Here is a 17690-nt window from a genome sequence, read left to right as displayed (position 1 = left end):
TTTAAGCTCCTTCTGTAAAAAGGGCGGCTCCTGTAAGAGGACACCGCCCTTTTTTTTAATGGCACTAGACGGATTAGAGATCAGGATATCAGACGAGGAACAGCGATTTCCCGAATGTGAAAATGCGCGTCCTTATGTTCATCCCCGCCATCGCGCGGTGCTTCACGGTGTTGCACCACCCCATTTTTACCGAAGCCTTCCACTACCGGACGATCAGAATCACGATGCAGCCAAAGCCGCAACAAATGCCGCTTGCGTTGCGGCTCTGGAAAATCCTCGAAAGCGGTACGACTGTGAAGCGCAGCATAATTCGACAGCCATTGAATGTCGCCAGGCCGGAAGTCCATGGCAATGGCCATACCTTCTTCATAGGTAATCGTGTCGAACAGTTCGAGCACCTCGACCTGTTCGGGAGTCAGTTTTGGTGCTTCGGGGTATTCCTGTGCAGTCAGGATATAGAGCGAACCGGCATACATGGAGAAAACCCCCTCCTCCATGCTGACGATCGGCGAAGTATAAGTATTGGCTGGTGCCTCATGGTCCTGGCGGCGCCAGTCCCAGTGGAAAGGCTCAAGCAATAGCGGCGCAAGATCGGGGCGGCGGCGTACAATTTCATTGTAAATCTCTGCACCTGAAACGAGGCAGGATAATCCGCCCTCCCGAGCGGGACGAAGACACATCAGCGCCACGATATCCGAACTGTCCGAATGATAGACCAGCTTGTCACGCACCTTGGACGACAAGGCTGTCGGATCGTCCATCGTCTTGTCCGAAGTTGCGTAAATATGATCCAGCAAATCCCCCATCTCGTTTTGACGGATAGGATCGCCCATATAAAGGCCGAGAATGTAGTAGATCGCAGAGGATAGTGCGTCAGAATACAACTCTGTGCGCAAGCCGCGAACAAGGACAAAACCCCGGCCATAATCGACGTCATGGCCCCATTCCTTTACGGCTCCGGCACATTCAATCAGCGGATAATCCTCTTTCTGCACGAAACGCAGATCAGGGTCATCCGCCATGAATTTGTGTCCAAGATTCTCAAGTTCCGTCACTTGCGCGTCGGATAGCTGGTAGATCCAGTCCTGCGATTTACTAAGCTGATCACCACGCCAGGCCGCATCTGTGGTCACTTCCGGCAGGGTTTCCATCACTGTCATGCGCAGTTCCTCTATATATGAAGTGCATATGGTGCCATGGCATGTCGCTATGCCCGATCGCACCCTGATCTTCCACCGCAGATACCCGAAAAATGCAGCAAGGTCTTGTTGCTCTGTGCAGGACAAGTTTCTTGGCGACGCACTATCTGCTGCACCCCTGAACAAATCATCAAGCAGGATAGCTTTTCGTCAATTACTTTTACGCCGGGGTTCAAGACTGGATGGCGAACACATGGCTCAATGAGATCGTCAAGCCGTACATATATGAATGCGGCACGGGAGGATGGTATCCAATTTTGGGGGATCAAGCCATGACCAATGATTTTTGCAGAAAAGCGCTCCTAACCTCGGGGATTTCTCTATTCGCGCTCATTCCGGGAACAGCTTTCGCGGAAACAGCGGCTGCTGCCCCCGCACCTGTGTCGGCAGCAGCCACAGCCGCCGATCAGGGACAGATCGGTACGATCGTGGTGACAGCCGAAAGACGCGACGTCACTTTGCAGGACGCACCGCTCGCCGTATCAGCGCTCAACGCGGACACGCTCGAACAAGGTAACATTCAGGACATTACAGGCCTCAATGGCGTGGTACCCGGCCTGGTCGTTGCCAAAAGTGGTGGCGGTGAACGCATTATTTCTATTCGCGGTATCGGATCGGAAACGCCGGAAAACACCAACACGCAGCCGGGCGTCTCCTATCACGTCGACGGCGTTTATATTTTCAACTCCATTGCAGCGAGTGCAGCCTTCATCGATGTCGGTCAGGTCGAAGTGCTCCGCGGCCCGCAAGGAACGATGTTCGGCCAGGGTTCCACAGGTGGAACAATCAATGTCGTGACTAACAAGCCCAAGATCGGCGAGACCGAAGCAAAGGGAGATATCGGTTTCGGCAATTACGGGCTCATTCAGGGCAATGTCGGACTCAATGTGCCCATAGGCGATACGCTTGCCGTTCGCGGCTATGTTCAGCATGCTTCGCATGACGGGTTTGCCAAGGCCACCGATGTGGTGGGCGACAATGACGGCGATTACGAGCTGGATGATGAAGACAACACAGCATGGCGCGTCGCTGCGCAATGGGAGCCCACCGATACGCTTTCTATCATGCTCAACGCAACGCAATATGATAGCGATACGCATGGCCCGGCGCAGAAGAACATTCTCGATCCCAATGACGATGCTCGTGAACTGACGCAGGATTTTCCCGCCCATGCTACAGTAGATACAGACCTTTACTATGGCACAGTGGCTCTCGATCTGGGCTTTGCCACAGCGAAATCGATCACCAGCTATCAGAAGCTCTATTCCGATCAGGCATGGGATGCCGACGGACTGACAGCCGATCTTTTCTATGATCTGACGTTCAACCCGCTGCTTTATGGCGGCACACGCTACGACCATGTTTCGACATGGGAAAGCAACACCAAGAGCTGGACGCAGGAATTCAATCTGTCCTCCAACGGGAATGGTCCGCTTCAGTGGATCGTTGGCGGTGTCTACCTGCACTCCAAGAACTCACAATATGTGCTCGAATATCGTGGATCGGACGATAATCTGGTTCCGCCCGTATTGTCTCCCGACACAGAAGCAACCAACCCGCTGATCGACAACATCACCTATGCTGAATTGTCTTCGATCACACGCAAGGCCTGGGCTATTTACGGCCAGGGCACCCTGGATCTGACCGATAGCCTGTCTGTCACAGCCGGCCTGCGTTACAATAAGGATAAATATACGGGCGAAACGGCCACAAATAGCGATATTTCTGAAACCGGCCCCTATCTGCAGCCTGTTCCGACGCAGAATTATTCCACCACGGAATGGACTGGCAAATTTGCACTCGAATATAAGTTCACACCGGACAACATGATCTATGCCAGTTATACGCGCGGTTTTAAGCCGGGTGGTATCAACACATCGGCAGCCGGCGGGAACAGCGCTTATCTCGCATTAGGCTGGGAAGATGCGATCGCACCAACCTACAAGCCGGAAACGGTTAATTCCTTCGAAATCGGTTCAAAAAACCAGTTCCTTGACCGAACTGCTCAGTTAAACCTTTCTGCCTTCTATTACGACTATAACGATCTTCAATTCCTGGAAGAAGACCCTATTCCGTATGGTGAAGGTACAAGCAATGCTCCCAAAGCCGAAATTTACGGCCTTGAGCTGGAAGGCCTCTGGCTGTTGAACGATCATTGGAAGATAGACGGTTCAGCTTCCCTGCTCCACGGGGAATTTACCAAGGATTATTACGCGCTCGATCCGTCTTCTGCGGCCGATGCCCAAAATGCAGCTGGTTTTCCTGACTGGCTTTTCTGGGACAATTTTTATGCAGGAGCGGTTGCTCGTGATAACGCCCGCCAGAACATCAACGGTAATGATGTTCCCAAAGTGCCTGATTTCACCGGTCAGGCGGCGATCACCTATAATAACGTGATTGCCGGTGGCGACTTCACAGCTCGCGCACAGATCATTTATCGCGGCAAATATAGCTACCGCCTGTTCAACAACTCGGAATTCGACACCACCCCTTCTTATGAGCAGGTCAATCTCTTCTTCAAATATGCACCGGAAGATTTCCCGCTGGATTTCTCTTTCACGGTAACCAATCTGTTTGACGTGGAAGGCGTGAATTCACGCTTCTCCGATCCTTATGGCAGTGCCCAGACGATGGAAACCTACATCCCGCCACGGCAAGCGATCTTTTCAGTCGGTTTCGAGTTCTAACCACCCGGAACTCGGTACTTCGCGGGCGTGGCATTCAATATGCCGCGCCCCTTTTTTATCAAAATGCGAATTGCATGTTCCAGGCGACCACCCCGCCCTGAATTGCCAGACTGACTTGCTGAAACAACTTCACGTGCTGTGGAGATTTCGCTAGCAAAAACCGAGTCAGCCCATAATGGAGGAGACCTCCTGCAGCTTTGTATCCGATCACTTCAATGGTCGAAGGATCTTTACCAAGCAATGGGTTGGCTTCGTGATGACCATCCTGCGACAGCAGTGTCACTGTCTGGACAGCATCGATCAGATTGAGCGTCTGATAGGCGTATTCATAAGTCTTGATGTCCTTCCAGCGTACCCGTTCATCACCTTTCCCCTCCACAACCACTTCAGGCTTTGCCGCTTCGGGCAATTCAGCAAGTTTTTCCTGCTGATTATCCGGCATTGCGTAGGCGATGCGCTCTGGCAGACTATCCAGCACCTGCATCGAAAGCATCATACGCTCCTCCTGGCGGAAACGCGCGGAACTGTAAGAAAAAGCAGGCGATGAAGGGTGATCGAGTGTTTTTGCAAGATCAAACCCGGCAATATCCTGCATCGCTGACATCATTGGGAAATTCGGTGCGGACGGAACAAAGACGATCCGGTCCCCTTCACTGGCGGACCCTACATCGCGCATCGATGCTGGTGTAGAAGCAGATGAATAGAAAACAGTTTGTTGCAAATTAGCAATTTGCTTCCCGCTGGCGGCCAGCGCGGGTTGTGCCATCGTGCAAAGCGCAGAACCCGCCGTCAACAGGACGGCCCTGCCAAAGGACAGACGTTGATCAGCGCATTGCCCAGTGCACCATAAGATGGAGTTTTTCGACATGATATTCCCTGTTCTCGGCGCACACCGGGAATGATGTGCAGAACAGGGAATGCGATATTAACTATAAGCAGCAGCCTCACATACCCTCTCGTATTGCTACGAGTGATGACGCCTCGAATGGTTAACGTTTCGATCATGGTCGGGCTTGTGGAACAGACCGGTGCAGGGCAGGAACGCAGACTGGATGGGAAAGCAAACGATGAACAATCAGGCATCCGCCATGCAGCAGGTTCGCCCGAACTGGCGCCAGATCGGGCCTGGCATCGTTGTGGCGGCAACGGGTGTGGGTGCCGGCGATCTTGTAGCTACGTTGATTGCCGGTTCGCGTTTTGGTTATACGCTTCTCTGGGCCGCTATTCTCGGCTGCATAGTCAAGATTGCGCTGTCGGAAGGCTCGGCCCGATACCATCTGGCTACCGGCTCAACCATACTGGCAGGCTGGAAAAGTCTCGGTCGCTGGACTGGCTGGTATTTCGGCATATATGTCATTCTCTGGGGTTTCCTCTATGGCGCAACAGCGATCGCCCTGCCTTTGGCTGCACTGTTTCCTGTTTTGCCTTTCCCAATATGGGCAATCCTGACCGGACTGACCGGTTTTACTTTTGTTTTGTTCAATCGGTACGAGACCTTCGAAACCGTGATGAAGATCATGGTCGGTGTCATGTTCGTGGTCATGGTCGGACTGGCCATTCTTGTGACCCCAGATCTGCCCGACCTTTTGTCTGGACTCACTTTTTCTCTCCCTGACGGCGCACTCTTTTACACGCTGGGCCTGATAGGCGGGGTTGGAGGCACAGTGACTACGGCTGCCTATGGCTATTGGGTACAAGTCAAAGGGTGGAAAGGGGCAAGCTGGATACCCTTAATGCGGATCGACAATGCTGCAGCCTATATCGTTACCGGCATTTTTGTGGTTGCCATGCTGATCGTGGGAGCCGAATTGCTCTATTCGGCAGGTATTGCGTTACAATCTGGCGAAGATGGGCTTCTCGATCTGTCGCGCATACTGGAAGAGCGGTTCGGCCTTGTGGTAGCCACCGTTTTCCTGATCGGCTTTGCGGCAACTGCGCTCTCCTCCGTCTTCGGTGTATGGCATGGTATGAGCCTGTTTTTTGCAGACTGGTATTATCACGCCAAAGGCGACAGCGATGATATGTCGTCAACAAGAGAACAAACACCTGCCTTTCGTGCCTATCTTCTGTGGCTTACCTTTCCACCTATGGCACTGCTTTTTGCCGACCGGCCTTTCCTTCTGGTGGTAGCTTATGGCGCTTTCGGGGCGCTGTTTATGCCTTTTCTAGCTATCACTTTGATTCTTCTGCTTAATTCACGTACAGTACCTGAACCGGCTCGCAATGGCTGGATGGCCAATCTGGTTCTGGGCGGCTCCTCCATTCTGTTCATTTTGCTTGCCGGGCAACAACTTTGGCAGCTTCTTCACTGAACACAGCTTGCTCTTTTGTTCTTTTTATGTTCCTATTCGAACATGCCGATTCAACGTGGCCGCGCCTCAACGAATAATCGCAAAAGCGCTCGTTTTTCTCTCCCTGAAACCGAGCTGGATGGAGACTGGCTGGATGCGCATGACACTATAGACGGCCCGGCCCCTAAGCTTCGTACTGAAGTGACGGAAGAATTTCCGCGCTCTATCATCAGTTTCAACGCATCGCCCGATATCGGCTTCGACCGTTCGATCAATGCCTATCGTGGCTGCGAGCATGGCTGCATCTATTGCTTTGCCCGACCCAGTCACGCTTGGCACGATTTGTCACCCGGCCTGGATTTTGAAACCAAGCTCTTCGCTAAACCCGATGCAGCAAGGCTTTTACAAACGGCCTTCACCAATAAGCGCTATAGTCCTCGCCCGATCGCAATGGGCACCAATACGGATCCCTATCAGCCCATCGAAGCGAGTTATCGGATCACAAGACAAATTCTGGAAACCTGTCTGGTGGCCCGTCATCCGGTGACGATAACCACGAAATCCGACCGTGTGCTCCGCGATCTGGATCTGCTCAGTGAACTCGCAACCCATAAACTGACCGCCGTGGCGATTTCAGTGACAAGCCTCGATTCTCGTCTTTCAAGGCTGCTGGAACCGCGCGCTGCCTCCCCTGGCAAGAGACTTGCAGCCTTAAACAAACTGGCAGAAGCAGGTATCCCGGCACATTGTTCAGTCGCACCGGTCATTCCCTGCATTACAGATCAGTATCTCGAAGCGATCATTACCAAAGCCGCCGAAACAGGCGCAGCATCGGCAGGCTGGATAGCCTTGCGTCTGCCGCATGAAGTCGCCCCATTATTCCGCGAATGGCTGCAAACCCATTTTCCTGATCGAGCAGGCAAAGTCATGAGCATTATCCGCTCGATGCGACAAGGCCGCGACAATGATCCTGATTTTGGAACGAGAATGCGCCCAAACGGTGTCTGGGCGGACCTGTTTCGAACCCGTTTCCGGCTTGCCTGCAAACGTGCTGGCCTTGGGAAACCGCAATTCGGCCTCGATTGCAGTCTTTTTCAACCCGCTGCACTGGAAGGACAAATGTCGCTCTTTTGAGAAGGCGATTGCGAAACACCAGCTGGCAAAAGCAGATATTATTGGGATTTGTCCGCCCATTCAGCCCACATTTTTCCCCATTTGCGGGACAAGTCATCCGGTTCGTATTGCAGCAGCTTATGCGCCGCGCGGCTGATTTCCGCATCCTGTACGATGCGCTGACGCCGGGCGAGAATAAGAATGGCCTCGATATCCTCATCGGCACCATAGGTCGCTGGCTCGGACCGCAGACGATCTTCGAACAGCAGCAAGTTGTTATGTCCCGCCAACAGCTTCGTCAGTTTTCGGGCGTGTTTTGCTCTTTCGGCAAAGACGGTCGGCGCAATTGGCCTGAGAATACGCATATGGTGGCGATGATATTTCATCCATTTGCGCAATTCGTAATAGGCATTCCCATTATCAGACTTCGTTGCATCAAGAGCCGCGCAAGCCCGCTCATACACCCCCAAAACACCAGCCGACAGCGCTTCCCAGCCTTCTTCTTCGAGATGCCAATAGGCGACGCGCTTGCTCGCTTCACGGAAACGATTGCGACATGCTGCCAGCCTTGCATCGATATCCATCCGGCTGAGATCGGCCTCGCGCTGCGCCTTGATATTCTCACCGATCAAAAGGAAAGACTTACAATTCAGTTCCTTGTTGTAAGTCTTCACCAACTGCCTGTAGGTCCGCTCCATCAGATCCGGATGGCGCAAATCACCGACCAGATCGGACGTATCGGCGAATATACGATTCTCCTTCTGAAATTTAGGGAAAGAGGGTCCAACGAGCCTCAATAATGCCCGTAATTTCTTGCACCTTTTGCGGATGGCATGAATGATTTCTGCATCATCATCCTCACTGTCGATCGATGCGATAGCCTTATCGATCTGCTCACGAGCTATGCGACGTATACCTGTTTCGACCGTTTTGTCCTTGCGGCGAAATCGATAGGCCATCGAATGACAGTTCCCTGTAATGACGGGATAACCCCGGAACCATAATACTCGCCATAAAAAGGGCAATGTGCAAGGGCAGAGCCGTCAGGCAACCAGACGGAGAGAACCTGCCCCTTGCCGTGTTGTCAGCGATATATTCGCCAGACCCGGAATATCTGCGAGCTTTTCCGCCAGATTGCCGTCAATCGCGAAGTCTTTACCGAGACGCATCAGAGGTGTTTGCCCCAAGCCAAGCTTGAGCCGGGCCAGAACTTCTCCGCGCCCGGTATCCCCTTCCCGCAAAGCCAGCCGCAATTCCTGCAGGGCTTCCAGGCTGGAAACTTCAAGCGTTAATCGCATCCTGGCACTGCTGGTTACCTGATCCAAAGGCCGCGCGCCGCGAATAGTCACACGGGGAGGTTCTTCCGGGCTGGGACTGTCAAGCTCCACGTTCAGGAGAACGCACATACCATCGGCAGCCCATTTCTGGAAAGATTCAACCAGGGTTTCTTCGAAGCAGGCAGCACTGAATTGCCCGGAACTATCGGAGAAATCCACTCTCACGAAATCCTTGCCACGCCGTGTTTTCCCCTTGCTGGCGCCTTCAACCATTGCCGCCATCACTGCCTGCGAACGTCCGCCAATGGCACCCCCATCCATCAGGCTGGCATAAGACCGCGCGCCATTTCCGGAGGCAACCGCGCGATATTGTTCCACTGGATGGGCAGCAAAATAGAAACCGAAAACATCTTTCTCATTCGCCATCTGATCGTTGCGGCTCCATGGTTCGGCATCGACCAGTCGCAAATCCGGCTCGATATGATCATCGCCGCCGAACAATCCGCCCTGACCGCTGCTGCGATCACGCTCAGAAGCTTCTGCAACGGCCAGAAGCATATCGGCATTCGCAAGAACCTTGGCCCGGTTGGGTTCGAGACTGTCAAACGCCCCGCCTCCTGCAAGACCTTCCAGCTGGCGACGGTTCATCGCTCCTGGCGGCATACGACGGAAAATATCCTCAAGCGACGCGAAAGGCCCGTTTTTCTCCCTTTCGGCGACCACAGCATCCATTGCCTTTTCGCCCACATTGCGCAGGCCTGCCAAGCCATAGCGGACGGCATATCCGTCCTGCGTCTGCTCAACTATATATTCCGCCTCGGAGGCGTTCATGTCAGGTCCGAGGATAATAACGTCGTTCTTGCGCATATCATCGACAAACACAGCTAGTTTCTCCGACTGATGCATGTCGAAGCACATTGCCGCAGCATAAAATTCCTCGGGATAATGCGTTTTTAGCCAGGCGGTCTGATAGGAGAGCAAGGCGTAAGCTGCAGCATGGGATTTGTTGAAACCATAACCAGCGAACTTATCGATCAAGTCGAACAGCTCATTCGCCTTATTCTTCTCAATTCCGGAAGTTTCTTTGCAGCCCTCACAAAAACGAATGCGTTGCGCATCCATCTCCGCCTGTATCTTTTTGCCCATGGCGCGACGAAGCAAATCGGCGTCCCCCAGTGAATAACCGGCCAGAATCTGCGCAGCCTGCATCACCTGTTCCTGATACACGAAGATTCCGTATGTTTCTTCGAGAATACCCGCCAGTTTTTCGTGCGGATATTCAATAGTCACTTCGCCATTTTTACGTTTTCCGAATAGCGGAATATTATCCATCGGGCCGGGCCGATAGAGAGATACGAGCGCAATAATATCTTCGAATTTGGTCGGCTTTACCGCTGCCAGTGTACGGCGCATTCCTTCAGATTCCAGCTGGAATACACCAACCGTATCGCCACGTTTCAGCAGCTCGAAAACATCGGAATCGTCCATCGGGATATGCGACAGATCGACATCGATCCCCCGCCGCTTGAGCAGATCGACAGCTTTGCGCAGAACCGACAATGTCTTCAGGCCAAGAAAGTCGAATTTAATCAGACCTGTGTCTTCGACAAACTTCATGTCGAACTGGGTCACCGGCATATCCGAACGTGGATCGCGATAAAGCGGCACAAGCTGATTAAGCGGCCGGTCTCCAATTACCACACCAGCTGCATGTGTCGACGAATTGCGTGGAAAACCCTCTAATTGCTTGGCCAGATCGATGAGGCGTTTCACCTCATTATCATTGTCATATTCACGCCGGAAATCGGCCGCTCCGTTAAGCGCACGCTCAAGAGTCCACGGATCGGTCGGGTGATTGGGTACCATCTTGGTTAAACGGTCCACCTGACCATAGGGCATTTGTAGAATACGGCCTGTATCGCGCAGCACAGCGCGCGCTTTCAGCTTACCGAAGGTAATGATCTGCGCCACGTGATCGTGGCCATATTTATTCTGCACATAGCGGATTACTTCGCCACGCCGCGTTTCGCAGAAGTCGATATCGAAATCCGGCATAGACACACGCTCGGGATTAAGAAACCGTTCGAACAGCAGCCCCAGACTGATCGGGTCGAGATCGGTAATCGTCAGTGACCATGCCACCAGCGAACCGGCCCCGGAACCGCGCCCCGGTCCGACAGGGATGCCCTGTTCCTTTGCCCATTTGATAAAGTCAGCAACGATCAGGAAATAACCCGGAAAACCCATCCGAATGATGATACCCAACTCATATTCGAGCCGTTCTTCATACATTTTGCGGTCTTCATCGCTCAGCTCAGGATAGACTTCGAGCCGTTTGGCAAGGCCCCGGCGAGCATCTTCGGCGAGCATACGTTCTTCCCCTTCCCGGTCTCCGGCCAGACTGGGCAGAAGCGGTTTGCGCTTCGGGGGAGCGAAAGCACAACGCTGAGCGATGACCAGCGTATTCATCAAAGCCTCGGGCAGGTCGGAAAAGTCCTCTTCCATCTGCTGAGCACTTTTGACGAAGGCTTCCGGTTCCGAATGCAATCGATCTTCCGTATCGAGATGTGTCGAATGAGCAATGCACAGCATGGCATCATGCGCGGCATGCATATAAGGCTCGGCAAAATTAGCCGGATTGGTCGCTACAAGCGGAAGATTACGGCTGTAAGCGAGCGCAATCAGCGCATCTTCGGCTGCATCCGACACCGGATGTCCGCGGCGCGCAATCTCGACATAAAGACGATCGGGAAAATAAGAGATCAGCTTTTCGGCAATTTCTTCGGCGTGATCTCTCTGCCCTTCGGCATACAGCTTGGTGATTGCGCCTTCACTCGCTCCGGTAAGCGCGATTACACCCTCTGTATGCCCCTCCAGCTCAGAATAAAGGACATGGGGTTCGAGTTCGAGAGGACGTTCAAGATGCGCCTTGCTGACCAGATAACATAGATTATTCCAGCCCGTTTCGTTCTGCGCATAAAGCGGCAGATAATCGATTGCAAAGCCATCGCCTCGTGAAACACCTAGGAGCGTGCCTATAATCGGCTGAATGCCTTCCTTTTTGCAGGCCCCGGCGAAAATCGGCGCTCCGTAAAGGCCATTTCGGTCACAGATGGCGATGGCCGGAAATCCATGCTCCCTTGCAAGCTTCGCAATGTCTTTCGGATCGATAGCTCCCTCCAGCATCGAATAGGAGGAGAGAATGCGAAGGGGGACAAAAGGTGCATGAGCCATACCAGTAATTTGCTGCCCTCTGCCCCTGCGATCAAGTGAGGAAGGAGCACGATTGGGGAAAACCTTGTGAGTTCTTCCCTCTCATGAACCTCAATGTCTGGAAAATACAAAAAAGGCGACGCATCTCCTGCATCGCCCTTCCCGTTCAACGGCCAGATACCCGGATCAGCCAGGAAAATCCGGCCGGGCCGCAAGCGCCGCGATTTCATGAAGATCCAGCCGGTGATCGCCGGCCTTCTGGATCACATAATTGCCCCTTTCGGTTTCAGGCATTTGCATCACATGCCGGACCATTTCCGCAAGTGTGCCGCGATAAAGGCCCTTCATGCTGTCCAGTAACCCACGACCGTCATCCTTCAGGTGGATCGAGGCACGATCGTCCCAGTCGATTTCGCCCGTTGCACCGGCACCACCATTATAAGTGCTGGGATGGTCGGTCATCGTTTATCTCCTTCTACCTTTTCCATGCCCCCAAAGGCATCAAACTGAATTTGTTTATTAAATCTTCAGGACCGTTTCAGGTCAGCACGCCTTCATGTAATCTTACCACACGATCCATACGCCGTGCGAGACGTTCATTATGGGTGGCGATCAATGCCGCGCTTCCCTGTCCGCGCACAAGGTCCAGAAACTGTTCCAGCACCTTATCCGCCGTGGCTTCGTCCAGATTGCCCGTAGGTTCATCCGCCAGCACAAGGTGCGGGCGGTTTGCCAGAGCACGAGCCACTGCCACGCGCTGCTGTTCTCCGCCTGAAAGCTGGCTCGGGCGATGGTCGAGACGCTCTGCCAGCCCCAGCTTGCTCAACAGGTTTGCCGCGCGTTCATCGGCGTCCGCACGGCCGATATCGGCTACCAATTGCGGAAGCACGACATTTTCTATGGCGGAAAAGTCGCTCAGCAAATGGTGAAACTGATAGACGAAACCGAGATGATTGCGCCGCAAGGCGGTGCGCTCATCACCCGACAATTTGCTGGCATCGGTGCCAACAAGCTCAATCGTTCCGCCGAAACCGCCTTCCAGTAGACCAACGGCCTGCAGCATAGTCGATTTGCCCGAACCCGATGGCCCCAGCAGTGCCACGATTTCACCGGGTGCAATGGTCAGGTCAATGCCGCGCAGCACATCGATACGCACGCCACCCTGCTCGAAACTGCGCGTGAGGTTGCTCAGGCGAACCACCGGCTCTGCACCGGAAAACACGGGATTATCACTCATAGCGCAATACCTGAACGGGGTCGGTGCTGGCCGCTTTCAGGGCCGGATAAAGCGTCGCGAGAAAACTGAGGATCAGCGCCATCGCGGTAATCGCAATAATTTCCGTCGGGTCGGTTCTGGATGGCAGGGTGGTGAGAAAACGGATTTCCGGGTTCCACAGACTCTGCCCGGTTACGATTTCCATGAAATGGACAATGCCCTGACGGAAATAGAGCACTATAAAGCCCAGTATAAGGCCAGCTACAGTGCCGATTGCTCCGATCACAAAACCGGTGGTTACGAAAATCTTGAGCAAGGATCGTCGTGTTGCGCCCATGGTGCGCAGGATCGCGATATCGCGGGTTTTCGCACGAACCAGCATGATGAGAGAGGAGAGGATATTGAACACTGCCACCAGCACGATGATCGACAGGACAAAGAACATCGCCACCCGTTCGACTTCCAGCGCTTCGAACAATGAGGCGTTGATTTCCTTCCAGTCGGAAACGACAGCCTGCCCGGCCAGCGTGTTTTTCAGCGGAGCCAGTGTCTTGTCGACCGTGTCCGGATTGACCGTCTGAACCTCGATCATACCGATGGAATTTCCGCTTAAAAGAAGGGTTTGCGCGTTAGGAATCGGCATGACGACAAAGGACTGGTCGTAGTCGTAGACACCGATTTCGAAAATCGCGGTAATCGTATAGCCGATCTGCCGCGGCGCAGTTCCGAACGGAGTCGAACGGCCCATCGGATTGATGATGGTGATCGTGTCCCCCACTCTGGCACCGAGATTCATGGCAAGCCGCGAACCGATGGCGACATTGTTTACATCGGGCTTCAGCGTGGACATATCCCCGCTCACCACATTGTCGCTCAGCCGGTCGATATCGTCCTGCGTATTGCCGCGGATCAGCACCGCTTCAACCCTTCCGTTGAAGCTGCCGAGTAACGGTTGTTCGATGAGGGGAGAAGCGCGGACCACACCGGGCGTCTTGCGGACATCTTCCAGCACATCCTCCCAGTCATTCAGCCGTCCGCCATAGGCCTGAATGATCGCATGACCGTTTAAACCGACAATCTTATCAAGGAGTTCCGCTCGAAATCCATTCATCACACTCATCACGATGACGAGGGCGGCAACCCCCAGCATGACGGCGGCGAGACTGATACCGGCAACCAGTGTGATGAATGCTTCGCCGCGTCCAGGAAGCATATATCGCTTGGCTATGGTCCATTCGAAGGGAGAGAGGATCAAACGACTGGCTTTGCGTTGGTTTGGGACATTTCGCGCCGGTGTTTAGGGGGCGGATCGCAGCGAGGCAACCGCTTTGACGCCCACCGGCTGAACGGAGCCAGAACGGCACCGAACAGGGCCAGAAGGCTTTTGAACGGGGCCAGAACGGCCCAAAACATGGCCAGGCCGGCAACCGCGCCCACACCCCAAACGAAAAAGCGGAGGAAATCGTGTCCCTCCGCTTTTCGATCAGTCGAAAACCTGTTGGAAAGTCAGGCGGCCTTGCGTGCCTTGCTCAGCTTCCGAAGCGCCATATTGCGCTTGAGCCGTGAAAGATGGTCTATGAAGAGAATGCCTTCGAGATGATCCATCTCATGCTGAATGCATGTGGCCATCAGCCCTTCCATATCCTCTTCCTGAACATTCCCGTCGAGATCGTGCCAGCGCACCCGGCAGGTGGCGGGACGATCCACTTCGGCAAAAACATCGGGGACCGACAGGCAGCCTTCCTGATAGGTCGCCTGATCCTCGCTCGGATCGAGAATTTCGGGATTGATGAAAACCCGCGGGTTTTTCACCACCGGCCGGTGGTCATGCCCGCAACCGTCATGATCGCACTGTTCGGGCTCCGCCTCGGGATCGGGTTCCTGCAGATCGATCACCAGCACGCGCAGCGGCACACCAACCTGGATCGCGGCAAGGCCGATACCGGGGGCATCATACATCGTCTCGAACATATCGTCGACGAGCACTTTCAGCTCCTCATCGAAAGTCTCGACGGGTTTGGACACGGTCTTGAGCCGGGGGTCCGGCACTTCCAGGATTTCACGAATAGCCATGGCTCTAAGATAAGACCCTCCTGCGCCGGGCGCAAGCGGCTGTGTGCGCCGGATTTTCGATCAGCCTGGCCGGAAACCGACTTGCTGCCCGAACGGCTTTCATACTATTGCGCCCGGCCGCGAAACTGAAAGGAATTCCGCATGAAAATCGCCGTTTTGACATTCGATGGTTTCAACGAGCTGGATTCTTTCGTCGCCGCCGCCATCCTCAACCGGTTGCGCGCCAAAGGCTGGGAAGCGCGCATCACCTGCCCGGAACCGGAGGTCACATCGATGAACGGCGTCACCATCAAACGGCAGGAACCGCTGGAATTCGCGCAGGATGCCGATGCCGTGATTATCGGCAGCGGTATCAAAACCCGCGAGATTGCACAGGATGACAGGCTGCTCTCCCGCCTCCGGCTCGATCCTTCGAGCCAGCTTATCGGTGCGCAATGTTCGGGCACATTATTGCTGGCAAAACTGGGCCTGACAGGCGATTTGCCCGCCTGCACCGATCTCACCACGAAACCCTGGGTTATCGAAGCCGGAGTCGATGTGCTCGACACGCCCTTCGTCGCGCATGGTAATGTCGCCAGCGCGGGCGGCTGCCTTGCAGCGCAATATCTCGCCTGCTGGATGATCGCCCGCAAAGCCGGACGGCAGGAGGCCGCCGACGCCATCCATTATGTCGCGCCGGTAGGCGAAAAGCAGGTCTTTATCGACCGCGCTATGGCTGCGATCGGGCCCTTTCTGCCATCCGGCGAGCTGGCCGCCTGACCCCTTCAGCTATTGTCCTCGACCGGAGCGTCGGGGCCGTTTGTCTTGATGGAATCGATGGCATTCTGCGCCGATGCCTTGGAAGAGTAGCCTTCGGTCGAAAACATGATTTCGGAATTATATTTGAACCGCACGCGGAATTCGCCTGCCTTGTCCTTATAGATTTCGAATTTATGCGCCATATCATCCTCCTTTGCTGGAGAATGCAGATTTGCCGGGGGGACCGCCCCTGTCAACAGCAGGCGGGCACAGTTCAACCGCAGGCGGACAAAGCCCGTTCAGCCGAGCGGGCGCCGCGCCCGCAGGGCCTGCGCCAGCGTGCCTTCGTCGAGATAGTCCAGTTCGCCACCCACCGGCAGGCCATGGGCGAGCTGGGTGATACGCACCGGCAAGTCTTCCAGCCGCTCGGCAATATAATGGGCGGTGGTCTGCCCTTCGAGCGTGGCATTCATCGCCAGAACAATTTCATCGATACCGCCGGCCCGTACACGCTCGATCAGCGAACCGATGGCAAGATCCTCGGGCCGGACGCCTTCCAGCGCCGAAAGCCGCCCGCCCAGCACGTGATAGCGCCCGGTAAACAGCCGCGCCCGGTCGAGCGCCCAGAGATCGGAAACATCCTCCACCACGCAGATCTGGCGCTGGTCGCGGCGCGGATCGGCACAGATACCGCATGGATTCTGCGTATCGATATTGCCGCAAATATCGCATTCGACCAGCGTATCGCGGACCGCCGCCAGCGCATCGAGCAATTGCGGAAGCGCGGTTTCACGCCGTTTGACCAGCCACAAAACAGCCCGCCTTGCGGAACGCGGGCCAAGCCCCGGCAGACGGGACAATACAGCGGAAAGCGCCTCGATCTCTTGCGATGCCATGGAGCGGCAGATAGGGCGTTCAAAGCATTTTAGGAAGGGCCTCGCCACAGCATATGCGCATCATCTTCATGGGAACGCCCGATTTTGCGGTGCCCACCCTCACCGCTCTGGCCGAAGCGAACCATACGATTCTGGCCGTTTACACCCAGCCCCCGCGCCGCGCGGGAAGGGGCAAGAAATTGCAGCCTTCCCCTGTGCAGGTGGAAGCCGAAAGGCTGGGGATCGAAGTGCGCCATCCGGTATCGCTGAAAGATGTCGCCGCGCAGGCCGAATTTCTGGCGCTCGAAGCCGATCTGGCAGTGGTTGCGGCCTATGGCCTGATCCTGCCGCAGCCGATTCTCGACGCGCCCGCTCATGGCTGCCTCAATGTCCATGCCTCACTGCTGCCGCACTGGCGCGGGGCGGCACCGATCCAGCGCGCCATTCTGGCGGGCGACCCGGTCACCGGCATCACCATCATGCAGATGGAACAGGGTCTCGATACCGGCGATATGATTGCCACGGTGCGCACTCCGATCGAAGACAAGACGGCGGGCGAACTGACCGAGGAACTGGCCGAACTGGGCGCGCAACTGATGGTCGGCACGCTGATCGATCTCGATGCGCTCCATCCAGTGCCGCAGGACGATAAGGAAGCGACCTATGCGGCCAAGATCGACAAGAACGAAGCGCGGATGGATTTCACCAGACCGGCCGAACAGCTCGAACGCGAAGTGCGCGCCTTTGCCCCCTTCCCCGGCGCATGGTTTCAGCTCGACGGGGAGCGGATCAAGGTCCTCTCCGCCCATGTAATCGGCGTAAACGGCGCACCGGGCACCGTGCTGGATGAGGATTTCACCATCGCCTGCGGCAATGCCGCGCTGCGCCCTACCCGCATTCAGCGGGCAGGCAAGCCGGCTATGGATGCAGCGGCTTTTCTGCGCGGCAGAAAAATTCCGGTGGGAACCGTGCTTCTGTGATGCCCGGTTTTCTGGTTTCATCGTTCCA

Annotated in this window: 15 protein-coding genes; 5 read left to right on the top strand and 10 right to left on the bottom strand. The window is 55.0% G+C overall.

What is annotated here, in order from left to right:
- Positions 1–80: 80 nt before the first annotated feature.
- The gene (locus D6851_RS01135) at positions 81–1160 is read right to left on the bottom strand and encodes a TauD/TfdA family dioxygenase (RefSeq protein WP_120323034.1); all 1080 of its coding nucleotides are present in this window, start codon (positions 1158–1160) and stop codon (positions 81–83) included.
- Positions 1161–1471: 311 nt separating this feature from the next.
- On the opposite strand from D6851_RS01135, the gene D6851_RS01130 reads away from it, so the two are divergent.
- Positions 1472–3886, top strand: a complete 2415-nt coding sequence (locus tag D6851_RS01130) for a TonB-dependent receptor (protein WP_120323033.1) — start codon at positions 1472–1474, stop codon at positions 3884–3886.
- A gap of 58 nt (positions 3887–3944) precedes the next feature.
- On the opposite strand, the gene D6851_RS01125 is transcribed toward D6851_RS01130, so the two are convergent.
- A complete protein-coding gene (locus D6851_RS01125) occupies positions 3945–4754 on the bottom strand; it encodes a hypothetical protein (protein WP_147395400.1) in 810 nt (269 codons plus the stop codon).
- A 199-nt stretch (positions 4755–4953) separates the two neighbouring features.
- On the opposite strand from D6851_RS01125, the gene D6851_RS01120 reads away from it, so the two are divergent.
- Complete coding sequence (locus D6851_RS01120; RefSeq protein WP_238473875.1) at positions 4954–6198, top strand: Nramp family divalent metal transporter; 1245 nt, start codon at positions 4954–4956, stop codon at positions 6196–6198.
- 42 nt (positions 6199–6240) lie between these two features.
- Positions 6241–7311, top strand: coding sequence for a PA0069 family radical SAM protein (locus D6851_RS01115; protein ID WP_120323470.1), 1071 nt, complete (start codon positions 6241–6243; stop codon positions 7309–7311).
- A 38-nt stretch (positions 7312–7349) separates the two neighbouring features.
- Here D6851_RS01115 and D6851_RS01110 read toward each other — a convergent pair whose 3' ends face one another.
- From D6851_RS01110 to D6851_RS01085, 6 genes are all read right to left on the bottom strand, one after another.
- On the bottom strand, positions 7350–8249 hold the full coding sequence (locus D6851_RS01110) for a CHAD domain-containing protein (RefSeq protein WP_120323030.1): 900 nt from the start codon (positions 8247–8249) through the stop codon (positions 7350–7352).
- An 84-nt stretch (positions 8250–8333) separates the two neighbouring features.
- On the bottom strand, positions 8334–11801 hold the full coding sequence (dnaE, locus tag D6851_RS01105; protein ID WP_120323029.1) for a DNA polymerase III subunit alpha: 3468 nt from the start codon (positions 11799–11801) through the stop codon (positions 8334–8336).
- Between the two features lie 165 nt (positions 11802–11966).
- Positions 11967–12242 carry a hypothetical protein gene (locus D6851_RS01100; protein WP_120323028.1) on the bottom strand — a complete coding sequence of 92 codons (276 nt, stop codon included), beginning with the start codon at positions 12240–12242 and terminating at the stop codon, positions 11967–11969.
- A 76-nt stretch (positions 12243–12318) separates the two neighbouring features.
- Complete coding sequence (locus D6851_RS01095) at positions 12319–13017, bottom strand: ABC transporter ATP-binding protein (RefSeq protein WP_120323027.1); 699 nt, start codon at positions 13015–13017, stop codon at positions 12319–12321.
- Positions 13010–14251, bottom strand: coding sequence for a lipoprotein-releasing ABC transporter permease subunit (locus D6851_RS01090; RefSeq protein WP_120323026.1), 1242 nt, complete (start codon positions 14249–14251; stop codon positions 13010–13012). Before D6851_RS01090 ends, D6851_RS01095 begins: the two co-directional genes overlap by 8 nt.
- Before the next feature lie 251 nt (positions 14252–14502).
- Positions 14503–15069 (bottom strand): peptide deformylase, encoded by a 567-nt coding sequence (locus D6851_RS01085; RefSeq protein ID WP_120323025.1) that lies wholly within the window; start codon positions 15067–15069, stop codon positions 14503–14505.
- 141 nt (positions 15070–15210) lie between these two features.
- Between D6851_RS01085 and D6851_RS01080 the strand changes: the two genes are divergently transcribed.
- A complete protein-coding gene (locus D6851_RS01080; RefSeq protein ID WP_120323024.1) occupies positions 15211–15828 on the top strand; it encodes a DJ-1/PfpI family protein in 618 nt (205 codons plus the stop codon).
- Between the two features lie 5 nt (positions 15829–15833).
- Here the strand turns inward: D6851_RS01080 and D6851_RS01075 are convergent, their stop codons facing one another.
- Entirely contained in the window at positions 15834–16010 is a 177-nt protein-coding gene (locus D6851_RS01075) for a YegP family protein (RefSeq protein WP_120323023.1), read from the bottom strand.
- Between the two features lie 96 nt (positions 16011–16106).
- On the bottom strand, positions 16107–16703 hold the full coding sequence (gene recR, locus D6851_RS01070; RefSeq protein WP_120323022.1) for a recombination mediator RecR: 597 nt from the start codon (positions 16701–16703) through the stop codon (positions 16107–16109).
- A gap of 53 nt (positions 16704–16756) precedes the next feature.
- Here recR and fmt point away from each other — a divergent pair, with 53 nt between their 5' ends.
- Complete coding sequence (gene fmt, locus D6851_RS01065) at positions 16757–17662, top strand: methionyl-tRNA formyltransferase (protein ID WP_120323021.1); 906 nt, start codon at positions 16757–16759, stop codon at positions 17660–17662.
- The last annotated feature ends 28 nt before the right edge of the window (positions 17663–17690 follow it).

This window comes from Altericroceibacterium spongiae (assembly GCF_003610805.1).
GTDB classification, from domain to species: Bacteria; Pseudomonadota; Alphaproteobacteria; order Sphingomonadales; family Sphingomonadaceae; genus Altericroceibacterium; species Altericroceibacterium spongiae.
This window is presented reverse-complemented; position numbering and strand designations above follow the sequence as displayed.